This is a genomic window from Labedella populi, from assembly GCF_004078655.1.
GTDB classification, from domain to species: domain Bacteria; phylum Actinomycetota; class Actinomycetes; order Actinomycetales; family Microbacteriaceae; genus Labedella; species Labedella populi.
Genome location: NZ_RZNC01000001.1, coordinates 529,179 through 548,932, shown reverse-complemented (window position 1 = coordinate 548,932; position 19,754 = coordinate 529,179). Strand labels below are relative to the sequence as shown.

Genomic DNA, 19,754 nt, shown 5'->3' with positions numbered 1-19,754 from the left:
CTAGCGGCGCACGTGCCGCAGCGTTGTCTGTTCGGGGAATGTCCAGCGGAAGCGGACGGCGGCCAGGCGAATCACCGTCGTGGCGATCACGCAGGCGAGGCCGCTGGCGGGGATGGGAACCCCGACCGAGTCGAGGAGGACGAGGAGGCCGGCGCCGGCGCCGGCCGCGACGGCGTAGAGCGATCCGACCTGGAGGAAGGCGACGGGCAGACCGAGGGAGACGTCCCGCACGACCGAGCCCCCGACGGCCGCGATCACGCCGATGAAGATCGCACCCACCGTCGGCACCCCGAGAACGAGCGCCTTCGAGGTGCCGATCGCACCGAAGAGGCCGATCACGACGGCGTCGAGTCCGGTGATGAGCCAGTTGAGGCGTTGGAAGATGTGCTCGAGCGCCATACCGATGAGCGCTCCTGCGGCCGCGACGAGGAGGTACCAGTTGCTCCAGACCACCACGGGGGGTTGGTTGAGGACGACGTCCCGGAGGAGGCTGCCGCCCAAGGACGTGCCGATTCCGATCGCGACAACACCGAGGACGTCGATTCGGTGGTCGCGGTAGCCGGCTGCGAACATCGCTCCCTGCAGGCCACCGAGGCCGGCGGCGACGAGCTCGACCCAGAGGGGGACCGCGAAGAGTGCGTTATCCATGATCGTCTCCCGAGTGGGTCAGGTGGGCTGTTCAGCCGATCATCCCGCGTACCGGCATCCGATATATTACATATAGTTTCCGTTTCCGGAAGGGATACGCCATGAGAATCGAACGCGTCGGGTCCTTGCATTTCGTGCAGACGAATCACGTGAACTGGGTCATCGACGACCACCCTGACGGCGTCGTGCTGATCGACTCCGGCTACGTGGGACAGCGCGCCGAGCTCATCGCCTCGCTCCACGCACTGGGCAGAGCCCCCGAGGACGTGCGAGCCGTACTGATCACTCATGCACACGCAGATCACATCGGCGGCGCCGCCTGGCTGGCGAAGGAGCACGGAACGCCGGTCTACGCGCCGCCCGGCGAAGTGGCGCACATCCATCGGGAGCACATCCAGCAAGTGACGCCCCTCTCGATCGTGAGAAAAGCCGCACGGCCCGGAGTGATCGCGTGGGCCGCGAGTATCGCGCCACTACTCGGGGGAGATCCCGCCCTGGCCGTGCCCAGCGCGACCGCGGCCCCGTCGGACGACGGTCTCGTCCAGGTCCCGGGCACGCCACGCCTCATCGCCCTGCCCGGTCACACCTCCGGCCACGCCGCCTACCTCTACGAGGAGTCGGGGGTCGTCGTGACCGGCGACGCGCTGGTCACCGGCCACCGCACGTCTCGCCGGTCGGGACCGCAGTTGCTTCCGAGCATGTTCCATCACGACCTGCCGCGAGCGAGTGAGTCCCTAGGGCGACTCCCCGAACTCGACGCGACCACGATGATGCCGGGTCACGGCCCGTCCTGGACCGGCTCGCTGCGGCACGCCGTCGAGATCGCGCGTCGACCGTGACGAGGAGCAGGGAGGGGGAGCGCGCGATGTCGAGCCCCCGCCTCGTGCGTCCCCGCCTCGTCGACCTCGCGGGGCGGCAGGAACGACGAGTTGGCCACTCCACACGAAAACGGCCCGCTTTCGCGGGCCGTTTCATTCTGTCTCAACCAGAATCTGCGCCAGCTGCACGTATCAGCCGGAGGCTGACGACTGTTTTCGCTAGCAGAGTGCGCCCGGAGGGATTCGAACCCCCAACCTTCTGATCCGTAGTCAGATGCTCTATCCGTTGAGCTACGGGCGCAGTTTTCGGCGTTCCGAGCAGTCTCCCGCTCGCAGGCCAGAGTAGAGACTATCAGGCCAACGTGGCAGTGCGCCAATCGGCCGGTGACCGAACCGGGAACCGAGCCCCACGGCCCCGGAGGAGCGCACCACGCACTCCCTGAGCTTGTCGAAGGGCATCGTGCTCGGTTGCGGTCACCACGCTTCGACAAGCTCGGCAACCGTGTCGCGGTGGGCGGGACGGGCTCAGAGCGCGGGGGTCGAGGGCGGCACTTCGGGCCCGAGGGCGCCACGTGCACCTGGCGCCCTCGTGCGGGTGTAGCTCTCTGGGTTAGGTGAGGGAGCCTGCGGTGAGGCCACCCACGAGGCGATGCTGGAGGAAGACCGCTGCGGCGTAGACCGGGACGACCCCCACGAGGGACGCGGCAGCGATCGTGCCGAAGTCCTGGACGCGTTCCCCGAGCATGAGGGAGAGGATCACAGGCACCGTCTGCGCATCCGGCCCCTGGGTGAGGAAGGTCGCGAAAAGGAACTCGTTGTAGTTGAGCACCGCGACGATCACCCCGACAGCGATGAGCGCGGGCGTGAGCAGCGGCGTCACGACACTCACGAGGACCCGCCACTCCCCCGCGCCGTCGAGCTGAGCCGCCTCGTCGACTTCGACCGGCAGCCGACGGACGAAGCCCTCGAGCAGCCAGATCGCGACGGCCGTGTTCGTCAGTGCGTAGACGAGGGTCAGACCGACGAGCGTGTTGTTGAGTCCGAGCACCCGCAGGAGACTGAACAGCGGCACGATCGCGACGATCGGCGGAAGCAGCCACGGGCTCAGCACGAGCCCCGCGAGCGACCGTCCGCCGGTGCGGTGTCGCGCCATCGCCCACGCAGCGGGCAACGCGAACGCGAGGGTGAGCAGGGCGCCTCCGAGTGCCGCGACGATCGAGTTCAGCACGGCCCGCGGAAGCCCCGTCTCGGTGAGAGCGGCGGACCAGTTGCCCCAGTCCGGTGGGAGCGGCACGAGCGACCCGGCCGAGATCTGACCTTGACTCATGAGCGACACCGACACGAGGTATCCGAGCGGGACGAGCGCCGCCAGAAGCGACAACACCACCCACACCTCGGCCGCGACCGACCGCCCGCCCCTTCCCCTCCCGCCAGATCCCGCTTTCGAGCGCGGGGGCACCGTTGTACTGCCGGATGTGCGCTCGAAAGCTGTATTGGGCGGGGTCGCGGCGAGGTGCCGGGAGAACGCGTCAGTCATTGTGGAGCCTCCGGGTGACGGCGACGACGGGAAGCGTCACGAGAGTGACGACGACCGCGAGCAGCAGGGTGACGGCGGCGGCGCGGCCCACGTCGAACTGCTGCAGCGCCGCTTGCCAGATGACGTACGCGGGCAGGGTCGTCGCCTGCCCGGGCCCGCCCGACGTCATCACGTACACGAGGTCGAAGACCTTGAACGCGAGGACGAGACGGATGAGGAACGCGGCCGCGACCGTTCCCGCGATCGCCGGAAGCGTGATGCTCCGGAACAAGCGGAACCCGTGCGCTCCGTCGAGCGATGCGGCCTCGGTGATCGCGGCGTCCTGGCCGATGAGGGCCGCGAAGACGAGCAACACGATGAGAGGCGTCCACTCCCACACGTCGGCGAGCGCGACACCGAGGAACGCGAACACCGGATGCGAGAGCACCGAGAAGGTCGCCCCTCCAGGGATGACCGCACCGAGGACGGTGTCCACGAGCCCCCCAGAGGGAGTGAAGACGAGCTTCCACAGGACGCCCACCACGACGGGCGGCGTGATCATGGGCAGGAGGAGGAGGGTCCGCACGACGGCTCCCGCTCGCACCGAACGCCACAAGGCGACGGCCGTCGCGACGCCGAGCGCCACGCTCACGACCGCGACGAGCAGCGCGTAGACGACGCCGCGGAGGAGCGAGGCGGTCGCGTCCCCGTCGGCGAGGACCGATTCGAACGTCGCGGCGCCGACGAACTCCTGGAACGGCCGACCGAGGCTCGACTCGGTGAACGCGGCGAGCGCGATGAACACGAGCGGATAACCGCCGAGGACGACCAGGGAGAGAACGGCGGGGGCCACGAAGACGCGCCGCGTCCACGTGGTGCGTGGTCGGGGCCGTGTTGCCTTCCGGTCGGTGCGGGCACCGCGTTCCTGACGTGGCTGGTCGTTCCCTGAGCCGGTCGAAGGGTCGACAGGCTCAGGGGACGGGTGAGGGCGTTTTGAGGACGCGGCCGCGTCACGCGTCGTCGACGCGGTCACCCGAGGAGGTCTTCCCATTCGGCCTGCACTCGGTCGAGCGTCTCCTGAGCGGTGCCACCCTCCCCCGCGAGCAGCTTCGCGAGCTCGTCCGTGAGGACCTGCGCAGCCTCCGTGGCGTTCTCGCCGGTCGGCCACGCGAGCGCCCCGTCGAGCGTCGCGCGGTTGGCCTCCTGGATCTCCGGGAACTCCGTGCCGTACGTCTCGTCCTCGAGCGAGGACAGGCGGTTCGGGTCGATCCCCGTCGGCGGCAGTTCGGTGAGGAGCTTCGCATTGACCTCGCTCGACGACGCCCACTCGATAAACTCCTGAGCGAGCTCGGTCTTCTGCGTGTTCGCGGCGATGACCCAGCTGAAGCCCGCGACGAGAGACGCCCGCGATGCCGTGTTGCCGCCGCCCGTCGGGAGGAACGTCACACCCCATTGGTCGACGACCTCGGAGCCGCTCTCGGGGTCCTGCGATCGCACGCCGAGGTCGGTCCAGTTCTCGATGAAGCCGACCTTGCCCGCGAACCAGGCGCTGTTGCCGGCGCCGAAGTCGGTCTCGGCGGGGGTCGGCAGCGCGTAGTCGTTCACGTCGACGAGCGCTTGCGCCGCAGCGACGGCCTCGGGCGTGTTGATGGTGGGCTCGCCGCTCTCGTCGACGAACTCGCCGCCGAATCCCGCAAGCCGGTTCGCGAAGCTCGCACCGAGGATGAGCGGCGACTTCTGGCCGAAGATCGCGGCACCGTACACGCCGTCGGCGCTCTCGTTCTCGGTGATGGTCTTCGTCTGCTCGAGGTACTCGTCCCACGTCGCGGGCGGCGCGTCGAAGCCGTTCCGGGCGAGGATCTCCCGGTTGTAGAAGAGGACGTGCGTGTCACCGTCGAACGGCAGACCGTACGTCTTACCGTCGACCTGGCTGTAGGGCTTCCAGAGGGAAGGGATGAAGTCGTCGACGTCGAGGGCGTCGTTGCCGTCGACCCACTCCGTGAGGTCCTGGATCGCGCCGTCCGCCGCGAGATCGCCGAGGGAGACGTACCAGGGTGCGGCGACGTCGATGGTGTTCGCGCCGGACTGCTGGTCGAGGGCGAGCTTCGAGCCGATCTCGTCGTACGGCACGATGACCGGGTTGATGGTCGCGCCGGTCTTCTCCTCGAACTCGGTCGAGAGCCACTCCGACGCACCCTCGTGCGAGGAAATGAGGAGCACCGTGAGCTCCTCTCCGGAGAAGTCGCCGTCGGCGTTCGAGCCGCTCGCCGCCCCTCCGGCGCACGCGGACAGGGTCATCGCCACGGCGGCGGCTCCGGCGACGAACGCGACACCGCTGGCGCGGCGTCCGAACGGGGATCGGGTGCTGGTCATGGTGGTCTCCTGGTGTGCTGAGGGAGGGCTGTGGGCGGCCCGGCGGCCGGGCGGTTCATCGAAATGTAGGGGCGGGTGACGCCCGGCGGAAGGCGCGACGTAAGACGACGACACGGTGTGACGAAGTGTGTCCTCCGAACGTTTCGCCGTGTGTCGGCGGCCCTTCCGAGGCGCACGGCGGCTTCGATAGCGTCGGCGGACCACGGCCCCCCGGGGCATCCGATCCACGAAGCGGAGCAGAGCCAGATGGCATCGCGCATCATCCTCAACGCGTTCGACATGAGCTGCGTCACGCACCAGGCGCCCGGCCTCTGGAAGCACCCGGAGAACCAGGCGCACCGCTACAACTCGCTCGACTACTGGGTCGACCTCGCGAAGCTGCTCGAACGTGGCACGTTCGACGCGCTCTTCATCGCGGACGTCGTCGGCGTGTACGACGTCTACCGGCACTCGGCGGCGACGGCGCTCGAGGACTCCGCGCAGATCCCCGTCGGCGACCCGATCGTCCAGGTCTCCGCGATGGCGCACGCGACGGAGCACCTCGGCTTCGGTGTCACGGTCGCGTCGACGTACGAGCTCCCCTACGCGCTCGCCCGCCGCTTCTCGACGCTCGACCACTTCACGAAGGGCCGCGTCGGCTGGAACGTCGTCACGTCATATCTCGACTCGGCGGCCCGGAACCTCGGCCTCGGCGCGCAGATCGGCCACGACGACCGCTACGGCATCGGCGACGAGTTCCTCGACGTCACGTACAAGCTATGGGAGGGCTCGTGGGAGGACGACGCGGTCGTCATCGACCGCGAGCGCGGCATCTACACCGATCCCACCAAGGTCCACCCGATCGATCACGTCGGAGAGCACTTCGAGGTGCCCGGCGTGCACCTCTCCGAGCCGAGCCCGCAGCGCACTCCCGTGATCTTCCAGGCCGGCGCCTCGTCGCGCGGTCGGGAGTTCGCCGCGAAGCACGGCGAGGCGATCTTCATCAACGGACTGAAGCCGGAACTGACGCGACGCATCACGGACGATATCCGGGATCGCGCCGAGCAGATCGGCCGCCCCCGCGACAGCGTCAAGATCCTCACGCTCGCGACGGTCGTCGTGGCGGAGACCGACGAGGAGGCGCAGGAGAAGTACGACTCCTACCGTCCATACGTGAGCCTCGACGGCGCACTCGCGCTGTATGGCGGCTGGTCGGGACTCGATCTCTCTCAGTACGACCCGGACGTCCCGCTCACGTACATCGACACCGACGCCGCGCGGTCCGCGCTCGCGATCTTCACGCAGTACGACCCGGAGCGGAAGTGGACGCCGCGCGACATCGCGCACTACGTCGGTATCGGCGGAATCGGCCCGGTCATCGTCGGGAGTCCCGCGACCGTCGCGGACGAGCTCGAGCGCTGGGTCGAGGTGGGCGGGATCGACGGCTTCAACCTCGCCTACGTCGTGACGCCCGGTACCTTCGAGGACGTCGTCGAACTGCTCGTCCCCGAGCTGCGCCGCCGCGGGCGCGTGTGGGACGAGTACCCCGAGGGGACCCTGCGCGGTCGCCTCAACGGCACCGGCTCGCCCGTCGTGCCCGCGTGGCATCCCGCGCACGCATACCGAGGCGCCTTCGCCGACGGCCCGAGCGCCGCCGACGACACCGCCGCATCCCTCTTCGGCTCGGCAGCCGACCTCGAACCGCAAGGAGCCTGACGTGACCGATACGACGACCCCCACGGTCGATGCCTCACGGACGACCACACGATCCCCCTGGAGCGGAACCGCCTCGCGCGAGGAACTCGCCCACTGGCGCGGCGTCGCCGAGGGCGTCGCCGCGGCACTCGGCGAGGACGCCCTCGCCCGTGACCGCGCGAACCTCGATCCCACGACGGAGTTGGACCTCCTCCGCGAGGGCGGGCTCGTGAACCTCCTCGATCCGGCCGAGTTCGGCGGGGGCGGGGGCCACTGGCAGTCGGCGTTCCTCGTGGTCCGCATCCTGTCGCGGACGGATGCCTCGATCGCCCAGATCCTCGCGTACCACTACATCAACTCGGGCAACATCGGCTTCAACACCGATGCCGCGAAGCGCGCCGACTGGTACCGGCGGACCGTCGAGGGGCGCTGGATCTGGGGCGACTCGGTCAACCCGACCGACCCGAACCTCGAACTCGTCCCCGACGGCGACGGGTACCGGCTCAACGGCCTCAAGCGCTTCTCGACGGGAGCGTCGGCGGGCGACGTCGTGCTCGTCAACGCGATCGTGAAGGGCGGAGAGCTCGACGGACGCTTCCTCTTCTTCGCGCTCGATCACGATCGTGACGGCGTGACGTACCTCGGCGACTGGGATGCGCTCGGACAGCGCCTCTCGGCGAGCGGCTCCGTGCGGTTCACCGACGTGGCCGTGACGCCCGCCGACATCCTCGGTGTGGGGACGGATGAGCCGTTCTCGACCCTCATCACCCCGGGCATCCAGCTCGCCTTCGGCAACCTCTACCTCGGGGTCGCGGAGGGGGCGCTCGCGCAGGGACTCGACATCACGCGTGCCCGACCGGCGGCGTGGTTCCTGAGCATCGCCGACACGTACCGCGACGACCCGTTCGTGCAGCGCGTGGTCGGCGAGTTCGCGTCGAAGATCGCCGCGGTCGAGGCGCTCGCCGATCGCGCGGGCCGCGCGTTCGACGAGGTCATCGCGCTCGGCCACGACGTGACGGCGGAGATCCGTGGCGAGATCGCGATCGAGATCGCCAAACTCAAGGTCGTCTCGACCGAGGTCGGCATCGAGGTCGCGAACCGCATCTTCGAGATCACGGGATCGAGCTCGGCGAAGGCCTCGACGGGACTCGATCTCTTCTGGCGGAACGTGCGCACGCACTCGCTCCACGACCCCGTCGACTACAAGAAGCTCGAGGTTGGCGCGTTCGTGCTCAACGGCGAGCTCCAACCGATCTCGCTCTACACGTAGGGACTCGCGATGAAGCAGAGGCACACCACATCGACCTCGGAACCTGGCCGCGCTGTCCCTGAGCCCGTCGAAGGGCCCAGCGACCACGAAGCTCCTGGCGCTTCGACAAGCTCAGCGGCCGATGCTCGCTCAGCGACCGGCGCGACCCCGCTCGACGCGGTGCTCGCGCGACTGCGACCCGTGTTCGCGCGGATCGCCGACGGCGCCGTCGCGCGCGAGCAGGAGCATGTCCTCCCGTTCGAGCCCGTGCGGTGGCTCGTCGACGCGGGCTTCGGTCGCCTCCGCGTGCCGACGGACTTCGGCGGCGACGGCCTCACGATCCCCGAGCTCGCGGAGGTCCTCATCGAGCTCGGCGCTGCCGACGCGAATCTCCCGCAGATCTTCCGCGGGCACATCGCCTTCGTCGAGGACCGGCTGCAGGCCACTCCCGGCGGCGAGCGCGACGTGTGGTTGCGGCGCTTCGCGGCGGGCGAGATCGTCGGCAACGCGTGGAGCGAGACGGGCAACGGCGCGATCGGCTCCTCGCAGACGCGGCTCGAGCGGCGAGGCGATCGCTGGGTCCTGAACGGCCGAAAGTTCTACACGACGGGCAGCATCTTCGCGGAGTGGACCGACGTGACCGCCGATCGGGAGGGCGAGTCCGTGACGGTGCTCGTGCGCACGGGCCAGTCGGGCGTCGCGATCTCGGATGACTGGGACGGCTTCGGCCAGCAGCTCACGGGTACCGGCACGATCGTGTTCACGGACGCCGAGGTCGACGAGGCGCACGTCTCGCTCTTCGACGACCGGTTCCGCTACCAGACGGCGCTGTACCAGCTCGTGCTGCTCGCGGTCCTCGCGGGCATCGCCGCCGCGACCGAGCGTGAAACCGCGCGGGCGATCCGCGAGCGCACGCGCGTGTACAGCCACGGGGTCGCATCGCTCGTGCGGGACGACGCGCAGATCCAGGCCGTCGTCGGGGAGATCTCGTCCGTCGCCTACACCGCGCTCGCCCTCGTCCGCGGCGTCGCCGAGGCCGTGCAGGGGGCCGCCGACACGGCGCACCTGCGGGACACCGAGGAGGACCTCGCGGCGAACGTGCTCGCGGAGATCCGCTCGGCTCAAGCGCAAGTCGTGCTCTCGGAGTCCGTCCCGCGCGCCGCGACCCTCGTCTTCAACACGCTCGGCGCCTCCGCGACGAGTCGCGCGAAGGGGCTCGACCGGCACTGGCGGAACGCCCGCACGGTCGCCTCGCACAATCCCGTCGTCTACAAGGCGCGCATCGTCGGCGACTGGTCGATCAACGGAACGCCCCCTCCCTTCATCTGGTCCATCGGCACCGCCCTCCCCACCCCCTGACCCCCCAAAGGGCTACTCCCGCCTGAGGGCGCCACCTAGACGTGGCGCCCTCGGCTCCGAACCACCCCCCTCGCGCGGATGGCGGGGTCCCTGTGGCGCCCGCAGGACCGACGCACCGGGACCGGACGACGCGCTATCGATTCAGGATCGAGGCGTCGTACGCAACGATTCGCTCACCCAGCCCGCCGTGCACGCACCGATCCGCCGACCGACCCCTCGTTCTGGGGGTACGCCGGTCGCCACGAGTCACTCGGCCGACACACCGGTGAAACATGGCGACCGTACGGTGAAGCCACAGCCTCCCTCCGGCCATTCCGGCCACCGAACGCACCGCCGTCGGCGCATCCATCGACGTACGAGTGCGTCGTTCCGTCGTTCCATCGCGCCTTCGAAACGGAGAAGCCTTCGTGCTCAATCGTGTCGTGGCCGGAGCGAGCAGCGTCATCGTTGCCGCAACGGCCGTGTTCCTCTCCGCCCCAGCGGCAACCGCCGCTGAGGGTGTCCTCGACGCTCCATCCCTTCCCATCGTCCGCACCACCGGCGGCGTCGCGCTCCCCACGAGCTACCCGGTGCAGCCGACGCTCACGGAGTATCCCGCCGACCCCACCGATGCCTCCATCAACCGCGGCGCCGTCCCCTACGCCGAGATCGCTCCCGCTCTCAACGATCTGATGGCGGAGAGCGACTACGTCTCCGCGCAGATCATCGGCCAGTCGGAGCAGGGCCGCGACCTCTACCTCGTGACGGTGACCGCGCCGGAGACCCCGACCGAAACCGCGCAGCAGACCGCCTGGCGCGACGCGATCAAGCATGCTCCGACCGCCGCAGCCCAGGACGCCGCGATCGCCGAGGGCTACAAGCTGCCGATCTGGTTCAACGCGAACATCCACGGCAACGAATGGGAGGGAACGGACGCGACCCTCAACTACATCGACCAGCTCGTCGAGACGGCCGCTGACCCCGAGGTCGCCGAGCTCCTCGACACGACGCGCCTCTACTTCACCGTGACGGCCAACCCCGACGGCCGCTTCAACGGCACGCGCGCGACGGCGAACGGTTACGACCCGAACCGCGACTTCATCACGAACGCGACCAACACGACGACGGCACTCCGCGACATCACGGGCCTCATCCAGCCGACGTACTTCGTGGACATCCACGGGTACACGGGCATCCTCCAGGTCGAGCCGTGTGGACCGCCCCACGGCGAGAACTACGAGTACGACCTCTTCCTGCCGCACGCCTACTCCGCCGCCCTCGCGGTCGAGGAGGCTGTCGTCGCCGCGGACATCCCCGGCAACACCTACGACGACGGCACGGGTCGACCGACGACCGAGAACACCGGCAAGATCCTCATCCCCTACCGCGACATCCGGTCGGGCTGGGACGACTGGCCCCCCATCTTCGCCCCGCAGTACGTCGCCTACCAGGGCGCGATCACCAACACCGTCGAGCTGCCCCTCGGTCGTGTGAACAACAACCCGGCGCAGAACCAGTTCAACTCCGCCGTCGACACCGAGGTGGCCGAGGTCGTCATCGACTCGATCATCGACTACGTCGTCGAGAACCGGGACCCGCTGCTCGAGAACCAGATGGAGATCTTCGAGCGCGGCATCACGGGCGCCGAGCAGACCCCGATCCCCGCCGACATCGCGGCCGATGACCTCGAGCCCGGAGTCCCCACGGAGTGGACCGACATCTGGGACGAGACCGACATCTACAACGCGACGTTCCCGCGCGCCTACGTCATCCCCGTCGACGGCTCGCAGCGCTCGCGCTCCGACGCCGAGCAGCTCGTCGAACAGCTCCTCGTCAACGACATCGAGGTGACGCGCGCCACCGCGCCCTTCACGGCGGGCGGCACGACCTACGGGGCCGGGACGTTCCTCGTGGACATGCACCAGCCGCTGCGTGGGCTCGCGAACGTGCTGCTCGCCGACGGCACCGACATCTCGGACCGGATCGACAGCATGTACGACATCTCCGCGTGGAGCCTCTCGCTCCTCTGGGGGGCCGACGTCGTCTCGGTAGGGAACACGACCGACCCGGCCCTCTCGGTCACCGTCGAGCCGGTGACGACCGCCGACCTCGGGGGTTCCGTCGCCGAGGGTGGCCCGTACCTCTCGCTCGAGCCGAGCGGCACGGCCGAATGGCAGGCGATCACGGCGCTGCTCGACGCGGGGATCCCGCTCTCGCAGCTCGACGACGGCACGGTCGTCCTCGGGAAGGATGCGGCGAGCCGCGCCGCCGCCGAGGAGGCCGCGTCGCTCTTCGGCGTCGACTTCGCCGCGACCGACGGACTCGCCCTCCGCGAGGAGACGACCACCTCGCTCCGCTCACTCGCCGTCGGCTACACGACGACGGACGACCGCGACGTCCTGCTGAAGCTCGGCATCGACGAGCCCGTGCTCGTGAGCGCCGCGCTGCTCACGTCGGGAGCCGTCGACCTGTCGACGCTCGACGTGCTGTTCCTCGGCGGCAACCTCGCATTCACGCCGGCGCAGTCGGCCGGAGCGGCGGCGCTCAGCGCCTACCTCGCCCGCGGCGGCGACGTCGTGGCGCGCGGTAGCGGCGGTGCGACCTTCGGTGTCACGAACGGCCTCGCTCAGCTCACCGCGACGACGGGCACGAGCGGATCGAACGGCATCGTGCGCGTCGACACCCCCGAGGGCAGCCTGTTCGGGCCGAGCGCGCAGGACACGGCGTTCATCTACCCGGCCACGTGGTTCTCGGCACTCGGCGAGGGCGTGACGGTGGAGCAGTCGTACGCCGCCGACACGTTCGTGTCCGGTCACTGGGCGACCTCCCCCGGACGCTCGACGGTGGACGCCGCCGGGCAGGCATCGGCGGTCTCCTCGGAGACGGAGGCGGGCTCCCGCTTCTTCCTCTTCGGCACGTCGCCGACGTTCCGCAACCACCCTGTCGGAGCCTTCAGCGACATCGCACGGGCGCTCTACTGGGCAGCCGGTCCGGGCACCGCCGTCGTCCCGCCGATCACGGAGGACGACCTCACGGACGACACCAAGACGGGCGTGAGCGTTCCCGAAGAGGCGACGGCGGGCGACACCATCACGGTGACGGTCGATGCGGCGTTCGCCGGGCAGGAACTCGCGACAACGCTCTTCTCGGAGCCGGTGGTGCTCGGCACGCGGACGGTCTCCGCCGCCGGGACCTTCGAGGTGACGATCCCCGCGGACACGACGGCGGAAGTCCACCGCGTCGCCGTCGAGGATGCCGCGGGCGTGCTCATCGGCTGGGACGACATCACGGTGCTCGCCGTCGAGGTTCCCGGTAAGGTGCCGGGCGAGCAGCCCGGCGAGGGCGAGCCGGGGACGGACGAGCCCGGCACGACCGATCCGGACGGCGCCGGTCCGGCCGCTCCTGGTGATGACGTCGCCGTGACGGGTGCGAACGACCCGCTCCCGCTCGTCGGTCTCGCGGGTGCGTTGCTCCTGCTCGGCGCCTGCCTCGTCGCGGCCAAGCGGATGCGCGCCGCCGCGGAGTAGCCGCACGACACGATGAGGGCGCCACCCCGCCGGGGTGGCGCCCTCATCGTCGTTTGCAGAACCCCGCATCGCCCGTCGCTGTCGACTCGTCAGGCCCCGCGGTGACCCCGACGATTTCACCCGCCGCGTCCCCGGAGGGCCGACGGTCACCTCACCGTCCTCGATGCGTGCCGTACCGAGGATGCGTCGACCACGGGCACGACCGGGTGCGCGTCGAGAGCCGCGATCTGCCGTTTGAGCGCGACCCGGCGGTAGGAGGCGTCGATCAACTCGGCGACGAGTGCCCAATCGGTCTCGGCCGAGCGATCGACGTCCATACCGATCCACCCGCCCGGGCCGAAGTACGGAGGGATGAAGACTCGGGGGAGTTCGATCAGGGCCCGGCGCTCCTCGATCTCGGGCTTCACGACGATCGAGTGCGGCCTGTTCATCGACGAACCGAGGGTGACGAAGATCTTCTTCCCGGCCCGGAACGTGGGCCGGCCCCATGCCATCACTTCAGCGGACTCGGGATACGGCGCGCACAGCCCTCGCACGCGTTCGACGATGGGGTCGCCCTCCTCGAAGAGCATGGGGTGCTGCCGTTCCATGCCGCGACGCTACTCCGAACCACCGACGTCCACCACGGCGTCGGCGCAGGAGTCGCAGAGCGCGCGGCTCGGGAGGAGCGAGGGCTACAGACCGGCAGCGAGGGCGCCACGTCTATCTGTAGCCCTCATGCGGGAGTAGCCCTTTGGGTTAGGCGCTAGCGAGGGAGTAACCGGCCTCGAGGATCGCGGCCTCGACGTCGGTCGCGGCGAGGGGACGCGTGCTGACGACGTCGACACGTGAGACGCCACCCTCGTGGAGGTCGACGCCGACGCTTTCCACACCGTCGATCGCGGAGATCTCCTCGGTGACGGCGCGGACGCAGTGATCGCACGTCATCCCCGAGACGAGGTACTGCTCGTGCACAGGGGAAGCGGGTTCGTGTGTGGAGCTCATGAGGCCACCTCGCCGATCGGGGCATCCGTCGTCCGAATACCGGGTTGGGGCATCCACGATACGCTCGCCCACCCCGACGGACAACGCCGCCCCCGGACCCGCATGTCGGTCCGGGGGCGGCGTGAGCCGCTGCGGCTCAGTTCGCGGCGCTCCTCCGGCGTCGCGCGACCACGAGGGTCGCGCCGAGGGCGAGGAGGAGGAGGCCGAGGGCTCCCGCGCTCCAGGCGGCTGCCGCATCGGTTCCCGTGACGGCAAGGCCGCCGTCACCGCCCTGACCCGCACCGTCCTGGTCGCCGGCGAGAGTGAACTCAGCCCATCCCAGGAGGTTGCCATCCGCATCGAGCACGGCGATCCGGTGCTCGCCTGCCTCGAGGCTCGCCGGGAGCGTCACGGTCGCGCCACCCTCAGCGTCCGCCTTCACCCATCCGAGGGCGGTCGCCTCCGAGTACACGTACATGTAGTGCCAGGCGTCAGGAGCGAGTCCACCGAGCGTCGCGACGCGCCCCGAGACCGACACCGTGATGCGGTCCTGCAGCGCCTCCGGCAGGTCGTCACCCGACTCCGCCGGGACGGACGGCGTGAACGCGGGCGCTCCGGGGCCCGTGGGATCGGTCGGGTCCGTCGGGTCCGTCGGGTCCGTCGGGTCCGTCGGGTCCGTCGGGTCCGTCGGGTCCGTGGGATCGGTCGGGTCCGTGGGATCCGTCGGGTCCGTGGGATCGGTCGGGTCCGTCGGTTCCGTCAGCCCGTCGATCGCCGCGCGGAGTCCGTCGAACGCACCGACGTACGTCTCGTACGATGCGCCGTCCTCGACCGCGCGCGCCGTCTCGAGCGCCGTGACGAGGGCCGCGACGGATTCGGGCGTGTAGGGCGCCGTGTCGATCGCCTCGGCTTCCGCGATGAGCCCCGGGAGCTGACGCACGACCTTCCACTCGAGTTGATCGGTCGCAGCGGTCAGGATCCGCAGCGCCGCGTCGACCTCGTCCTGGCGCACCTCCGGCGTCGCCGCCACGTCCTCGGCGGCGTCGAGTGCCCGGCGGAACGCGGCGAAGTCGATCGCGATGTACCGCTCCTCCTGCTCCACCACCGTCTGCGCGTCCGCGATGGCGGCCAGCAGCTCCGTGAGGTCCGCCGGCGTCACCTCGCCCTCGGCGGGCGCGAACTCGAACCAGTCCAGGTTGGAGACGTACTGGTACTGCTGTCCGGCAACGGGGTCGGAGTGCATCACGACGACCAGTGTGTGACGTCCGGAGACGGGCTTCTCGAGGTCGACCGTCGTGGTCACGTAGTTGCCCCAGCCGCCGGTCTTCGGCAGCGCGACGTCAGCGACCCTGTTCGCCTCGGTCGGCTCGTCGAGGTAGAACTCGAGACGGGGGTTCGCGCCGACGCGCTCATCCCGGGTGGATGTGCGCACCGTGAGCGTGCTCTGTTCCCCGGCGCCGAAGTCCACGTCCGCGTAGGTGAGTCGACCGCCGTCGTACGTGCCGCCGACGTTGCCCGACGGGCTCGCGCCCTCCGCCACGAGCGTCCCGCCGCTCGACCCCGTGAAGCCCTCGGCCTCGATCCGCACCGGCTCGACCGGAGCGGCCTCGGTCGCCGCGAGGAGCGTGACGCGGTCGATCTCGATCGTTCCCGTGTCGAGTCGGAGGCTCAGGGTGGGATCCCATGCGGCGAGCTGCTCGACGGTCACGGCGGAGGTGAGGACACCCGAGCGGAGCTTCCGCCAGGAGCCGTCCTCCTCCATCCACGACGTGATCACGCCGTCGGCGACGACGGTCGCGAACCGGTCGCCGGGGTTCCACTGCACTCCTGTGAGCGAACCGGCACCGCTGTCCTTGCCCTGACCGTCGACCCAGAAGTCCATGCCGGTCTCGGCGCGCGTGTTGTTGAACCAGCTGTGCGCGCGGTTCGTGGGCCCGTCGGTGAGACCGATGAAGAGACTGTCCTCCGGAGCCTTCGTTCCGGCGAAGCTCTTCGGCTCGACGACGAGGGCGAAGTCCTCCCCGCCGCTCACCGGGAGGGCGACGTGGCTGAAGCGGCGCCCGTCGGCCTTCGCCGTGAGCGTGCCGGACGCGGTGTCCACGGAGACGTCCGCGGAGGACTCGCTCACGTCGCCGAACACCGTGTACTCGGCCGAGCGATCCGTCGAGAAGTCGTCGTCGAACAGGACCTCGCCGTAGAGCGTGTCGCCGAGGCGCACCTCGTCCGACGTGTCGGCGATCGTGAGCGCCGCGGCGGCGCGGTTCAGCGTGCTGTAGGCGGACTGGAGCTGCTCGTCCGTCGCCTTCTCGTCCGCGAGCACGGCCTTCGCCGCGTCTCGCGCCGAACTGAACGCAGCGAACGAGCCGGCCGTGTAGCCGCCCTCCACGACGAGGTCGGCCTCCTCGACGAGGGCGGTGAGCTTGGCGCGCCACTGCTGGTCCACCGCGATCGTGAAGGTACCGAGTCCGGAGATGCCGTCGCCGCTCAGTTCCGTGGCGCGCGCTCCGGAGAGCGCCGCGTCCGTGAAGGCGAGGGCGAACTGAGCGCGCTGGGCGTCACCGAGCGAGCCGAGCAGTCGCAGATCGACCGTCTCGTCGTTCCGCTTCACGGCCGTCGCCCTGATCCCGTCCGGGAGTCCCGGCACCGCGAGGTCGCCGTCCGCGACGAGGTCGCGTCCCGCGGCTCCGGCGAACGTCGCACCGCTCAGCGTGAGCGCCACCGTCGTGTCGACCGTGCCGTCGGCGGACGCCGTCAGCGTCGTGTCCTCGGCCTGCAGCGCGGCGCCGTCGAACGTGACCTTGAACGCGAATTCGCGCGACCCGGTCGACGGCTTCCGGCTGAACGCCGCGTCGGCGATGCTCAGTTCGAGGTCGTCGATGCTGTCGAGCGTGCCGTGGTCGTCGGCCTGGCCGGCGAGGGACAGGGCGACGCCGCGGTCACCGGTGCGCTTCGCCACGAGGCTCAGCCCGGCGGGCAGGTTCGCGGCGGAGATCGCACCGTTCGCTGCGAGGTCGTCGCCGTTCTTGCCGGCGAACGTGCCATTGGCGAGCGTCAGGGCGATCTCGTTCCCGATGGAGCCGTCAGAGGCATCCGACTCGGAGAACAGCCGCGAGGAGACGGCGATCGCGCCCGTCCGGTCGTAGACCGAGCTCGGGAGCACGTCGCTCAGCGAGGACGAGGCCACACCGTCGGCCGCCCACTCGGACGCGGTGTCACCCATCTCGAAGGCGAGCTCGCCGCCGGCCGTGAGCTGGTCGTACGTGATCCACGTGCGCTCGAAGTCCTGCCCGTTGAGCGCAGCCGACTGGATGTAGTAGTCGTCGGGCGAGACGCCGTTCGCGCTGATGTCGAACGAGCGGCCCGACTCGTAGCTGATGTGCACGTTCTCGAAGAACGGCGTGCCGATCTGGTATTCATCGGAGCCCGCCTGAACGGGGTACAGGCCGAGCGCCGCGGCGACGAACGTCGCCGACATCGCGCCGGTGTCGTTGTCCTGCGTGGGCAGGAAGCCCTGCGGGGCGTTCTTGTAGACCTTCGTCTTGATCGGCGGACGGAACTCGCCGCCGCTCGTCGGATACTCGCCCGTCGATCCGGTCGCGATGTAGCGGTTCCAGGTCTCCTTCGTGTAGAGGTCGCGCACCCACTTCTGCGTCTTCGACGGTGCACCGACGTAGTTGAAGAGGTACGGCACCTGCAGGTCGGTCTCGTTCGCGCTCGAGAACAGCATGCGGCCGCCGTCGTTCGGCGCCTGCTCCCCGAACATGAAGCTGAGCGCCGAGAGGGTCTCGTCCTCTCCGCCCATGAGGTCGATCATGCCGCCCATGTCGCTCGCGACCGTCCAGTTGTACTGCCACAGCGTGCCCTGGTAGACGTTGCCGGCTTCGAACGCCTCCGGATTCGCGTTCACCCAGTTACCGTTCGCGTCCTTCGGGAAGACGAGGCCGACGGTGTCGCCGTCGGCGACGGTCACGGCGTCGTCCTTGTACAGGTTCGTCCAGTTCGCGGCGCGCAAGCGGAAGCTCTGCGCCTCGTCCGTCTTCCCGAGCGCGTCGGCGATCGTCGCGAGCGCCGTGTCGTCGTACGCTGCGCCGAGCGTGTCGTCGACCTCGTTCGCGATGTAGCCGCGCTTCACGTTGTCGGGGTTGCTGTAGCCGCCGGCCGACTGGGAGACGAGCGCCGGCCACGCATCCGCGAGCCCGCGCAGCTCCGCTCCCTTCGCGACAGCGTCCGCGATCACGACGGCCGCACGCTCGAAGCGGACGGTCGGCACGGAGTGTACGGCACCGGACAGCGAGTCCTTACCGCTCTTCGCGAACGAGCCGAAGAGATCGACGAGCGACTGCGCCTGGTCGCGGAAGACCTCGGGGTACCCGATCGCGAGGACCTCGAACTTGCGGAAGTCGTCCCACGTGCCCCAGCCGTCGTAGTGGGTGTACCCGTCGGCCTCGTAGATCTCACCGTCGAGACCGCGATACGTACCGCTCGTGCTCGTCGCGTTCACGGGCTGCCCGAAGAGGCGGTAGAGGTGCGTGTAGAACAGCTTCGCGAGGTCGCCGTCGGGGTCGCTCGTCTCCGAGGCGGAGACGGCGAGGCGCCCGAGGATCTCGTTCCAGTCGGCCTTCGTGTCCGCACGGACGTCCTCGAACGAGCGGTCGTTCATCTCGGCCGCGAGGTCGGTCTTCGCCTGAGCTGCGCTGATCGGCGAGATCGCGACCTTCAAGCCGACCTGCTCGCCCGCGTCGACGTCGAAGTCGAGGATCGCACCGAGGTTGGTGCCGTCCTGATGGGACGCCGAGCCGAGGGCGCCCGAGGCGCCCCACGTGCGCGTGTTCGACACGGCACTGGTCGTCTCGACGTAGTAGTACATCGCGTAGTCGTAGCCGTTGAAGTGGCCGCCGACCTTCCCCGAGAGCGCGACGCGGCCGTCCTCGAGCTTCGAGACGTCGATGGATGCGTCATTCCGGCGCGTGAAGTTGTTGCGCAGGTCGACGACGAGCGACGCTCTCCCGGCCTTCGGGAAGGTGTAGCGGTCCTGGCCGGTGCGGACGTCGGTGGTGGCTTCGGCGAGGATCGGGCCGTTCGCGGTCTCGAGTTCCACGCCGTAGTAGCCGGGCTCGGCCTCCTCCGCGTCGTGGCTGTAGTCCTTCGCGTACGACGCCGTCGTCGGCACTCCGGTGTAGCTGGTGTAGGTGGGCACGACGAGCAGGTCGCCGCCGCCGCCCGATCCGCCGACCCCGTCGAGGTTGGTGTGTGTGAACCCGGCGATCTGGTCCTCGGCGTAGTCGTATCCGCTGTGGGAACGGCCGGGTGTCGTCATCGGGTTGATCTTGACGATCGAGCTCGGGGCCTCGGCACCCGGCAGATCCTGACCGAAGTCGTCCTCCGTCGACACGAAGGGGTTCACGAGGGCGGCGAAGTCGGTGGCCGCGGCGCTCACCGCGGCGGGTTCGACCGCCGTCGCGGTCGTGGGGGCGGCCACGGAGCCGAGCAGGGCTGCGAGCAGTCCTCCGGCGACGAGGCGGAGGGAACGGGATGACGTGGACATGCTGGGCGGGTTCTCCGAGGGGCGTTGGTGGGGCGCGGCAAAGGTGGGCGAATCGCCCGGAGGGCCGCCGGGGACCGGTGGGAACCGGTCCCCGGCGGCCGGG

Annotated in this window: 12 protein-coding genes and 1 tRNA gene; 5 read left to right on the top strand and 8 right to left on the bottom strand. The window is 69.7% G+C overall.

The window, feature by feature from the left end; all coding sequences use genetic code 11:
• The gene (locus tag ELQ92_RS02765) at nt 1–648 is read right to left on the bottom strand and encodes a trimeric intracellular cation channel family protein (RefSeq protein ID WP_128497435.1); all 648 of its coding nucleotides are present in this window, start codon (nt 646–648) and stop codon (nt 1–3) included.
• Between the two features lie 101 nt (nt 649–749).
• Here ELQ92_RS02765 and ELQ92_RS02760 point away from each other — a divergent pair, with 101 nt between their 5' ends.
• Nucleotides 750–1,487, top strand: a complete 738-nt coding sequence (locus tag ELQ92_RS02760) for an MBL fold metallo-hydrolase (protein ID WP_128497434.1) — start codon at nt 750–752, stop codon at nt 1,485–1,487.
• 207 nt (nt 1,488–1,694) lie between these two features.
• Here the strand turns inward: ELQ92_RS02760 and ELQ92_RS02755 are convergent.
• From ELQ92_RS02755 to ELQ92_RS02740, 4 genes are all read right to left on the bottom strand, one after another.
• Nucleotides 1,695–1,767 (bottom strand) — tRNA-Arg (locus ELQ92_RS02755).
• Between the two features lie 309 nt (nt 1,768–2,076).
• Nucleotides 2,077–2,850 (bottom strand): carbohydrate ABC transporter permease, encoded by a 774-nt coding sequence (locus ELQ92_RS02750; RefSeq protein WP_243694828.1) that lies wholly within the window; start codon nt 2,848–2,850, stop codon nt 2,077–2,079.
• Nucleotides 2,851–2,995: 145 nt separating this feature from the next.
• Nucleotides 2,996–3,835 (bottom strand): carbohydrate ABC transporter permease, encoded by an 840-nt coding sequence (locus tag ELQ92_RS02745; protein ID WP_166426687.1) that lies wholly within the window; start codon nt 3,833–3,835, stop codon nt 2,996–2,998.
• A 176-nt stretch (nt 3,836–4,011) separates the two neighbouring features.
• On the bottom strand, nt 4,012–5,355 hold the full coding sequence (locus ELQ92_RS02740; protein ID WP_128497429.1) for an ABC transporter substrate-binding protein: 1,344 nt from the start codon (nt 5,353–5,355) through the stop codon (nt 4,012–4,014).
• Nucleotides 5,356–5,601: 246 nt separating this feature from the next.
• Between ELQ92_RS02740 and ELQ92_RS02735 the strand changes: the two genes are divergently transcribed.
• From ELQ92_RS02735 to ELQ92_RS02720, 4 genes are all read left to right on the top strand, one after another.
• Nucleotides 5,602–7,050, top strand: coding sequence for an LLM class flavin-dependent oxidoreductase (locus ELQ92_RS02735; protein WP_128497427.1), 1,449 nt, complete (start codon nt 5,602–5,604; stop codon nt 7,048–7,050).
• Nucleotide 7,051: 1 nt separating this feature from the next.
• Nucleotides 7,052–8,299 (top strand): acyl-CoA dehydrogenase family protein, encoded by a 1,248-nt coding sequence (locus tag ELQ92_RS02730; protein ID WP_128497426.1) that lies wholly within the window; start codon nt 7,052–7,054, stop codon nt 8,297–8,299.
• A 180-nt stretch (nt 8,300–8,479) separates the two neighbouring features.
• Nucleotides 8,480–9,637: an acyl-CoA dehydrogenase family protein gene (locus ELQ92_RS02725; RefSeq protein ID WP_243694827.1), complete on the top strand. Its 1,158-nt coding sequence runs from the start codon at nt 8,480–8,482 to the stop codon at nt 9,635–9,637.
• A gap of 407 nt (nt 9,638–10,044) precedes the next feature.
• Entirely contained in the window at nt 10,045–13,143 is a 3,099-nt protein-coding gene (locus ELQ92_RS02720; protein ID WP_128497423.1) for a M14 family zinc carboxypeptidase, read from the top strand.
• 146 nt (nt 13,144–13,289) lie between these two features.
• Here ELQ92_RS02720 and ELQ92_RS02715 read toward each other — a convergent pair whose 3' ends face one another.
• From ELQ92_RS02715 to ELQ92_RS02705, 3 genes are all read right to left on the bottom strand, one after another.
• Nucleotides 13,290–13,733 carry an MmcQ/YjbR family DNA-binding protein gene (locus ELQ92_RS02715; protein WP_128497421.1) on the bottom strand — a complete coding sequence of 148 codons (444 nt, stop codon included), beginning with the start codon at nt 13,731–13,733 and terminating at the stop codon, nt 13,290–13,292.
• 148 nt (nt 13,734–13,881) lie between these two features.
• A complete protein-coding gene (locus ELQ92_RS02710; RefSeq protein WP_128497420.1) occupies nt 13,882–14,127 on the bottom strand; it encodes a heavy-metal-associated domain-containing protein in 246 nt (81 codons plus the stop codon).
• 136 nt (nt 14,128–14,263) lie between these two features.
• Complete coding sequence (locus ELQ92_RS02705; protein WP_128497418.1) at nt 14,264–19,651, bottom strand: glycoside hydrolase domain-containing protein; 5,388 nt, start codon at nt 19,649–19,651, stop codon at nt 14,264–14,266.
• Between the last annotated feature and the right edge of the window lie 103 nt (nt 19,652–19,754).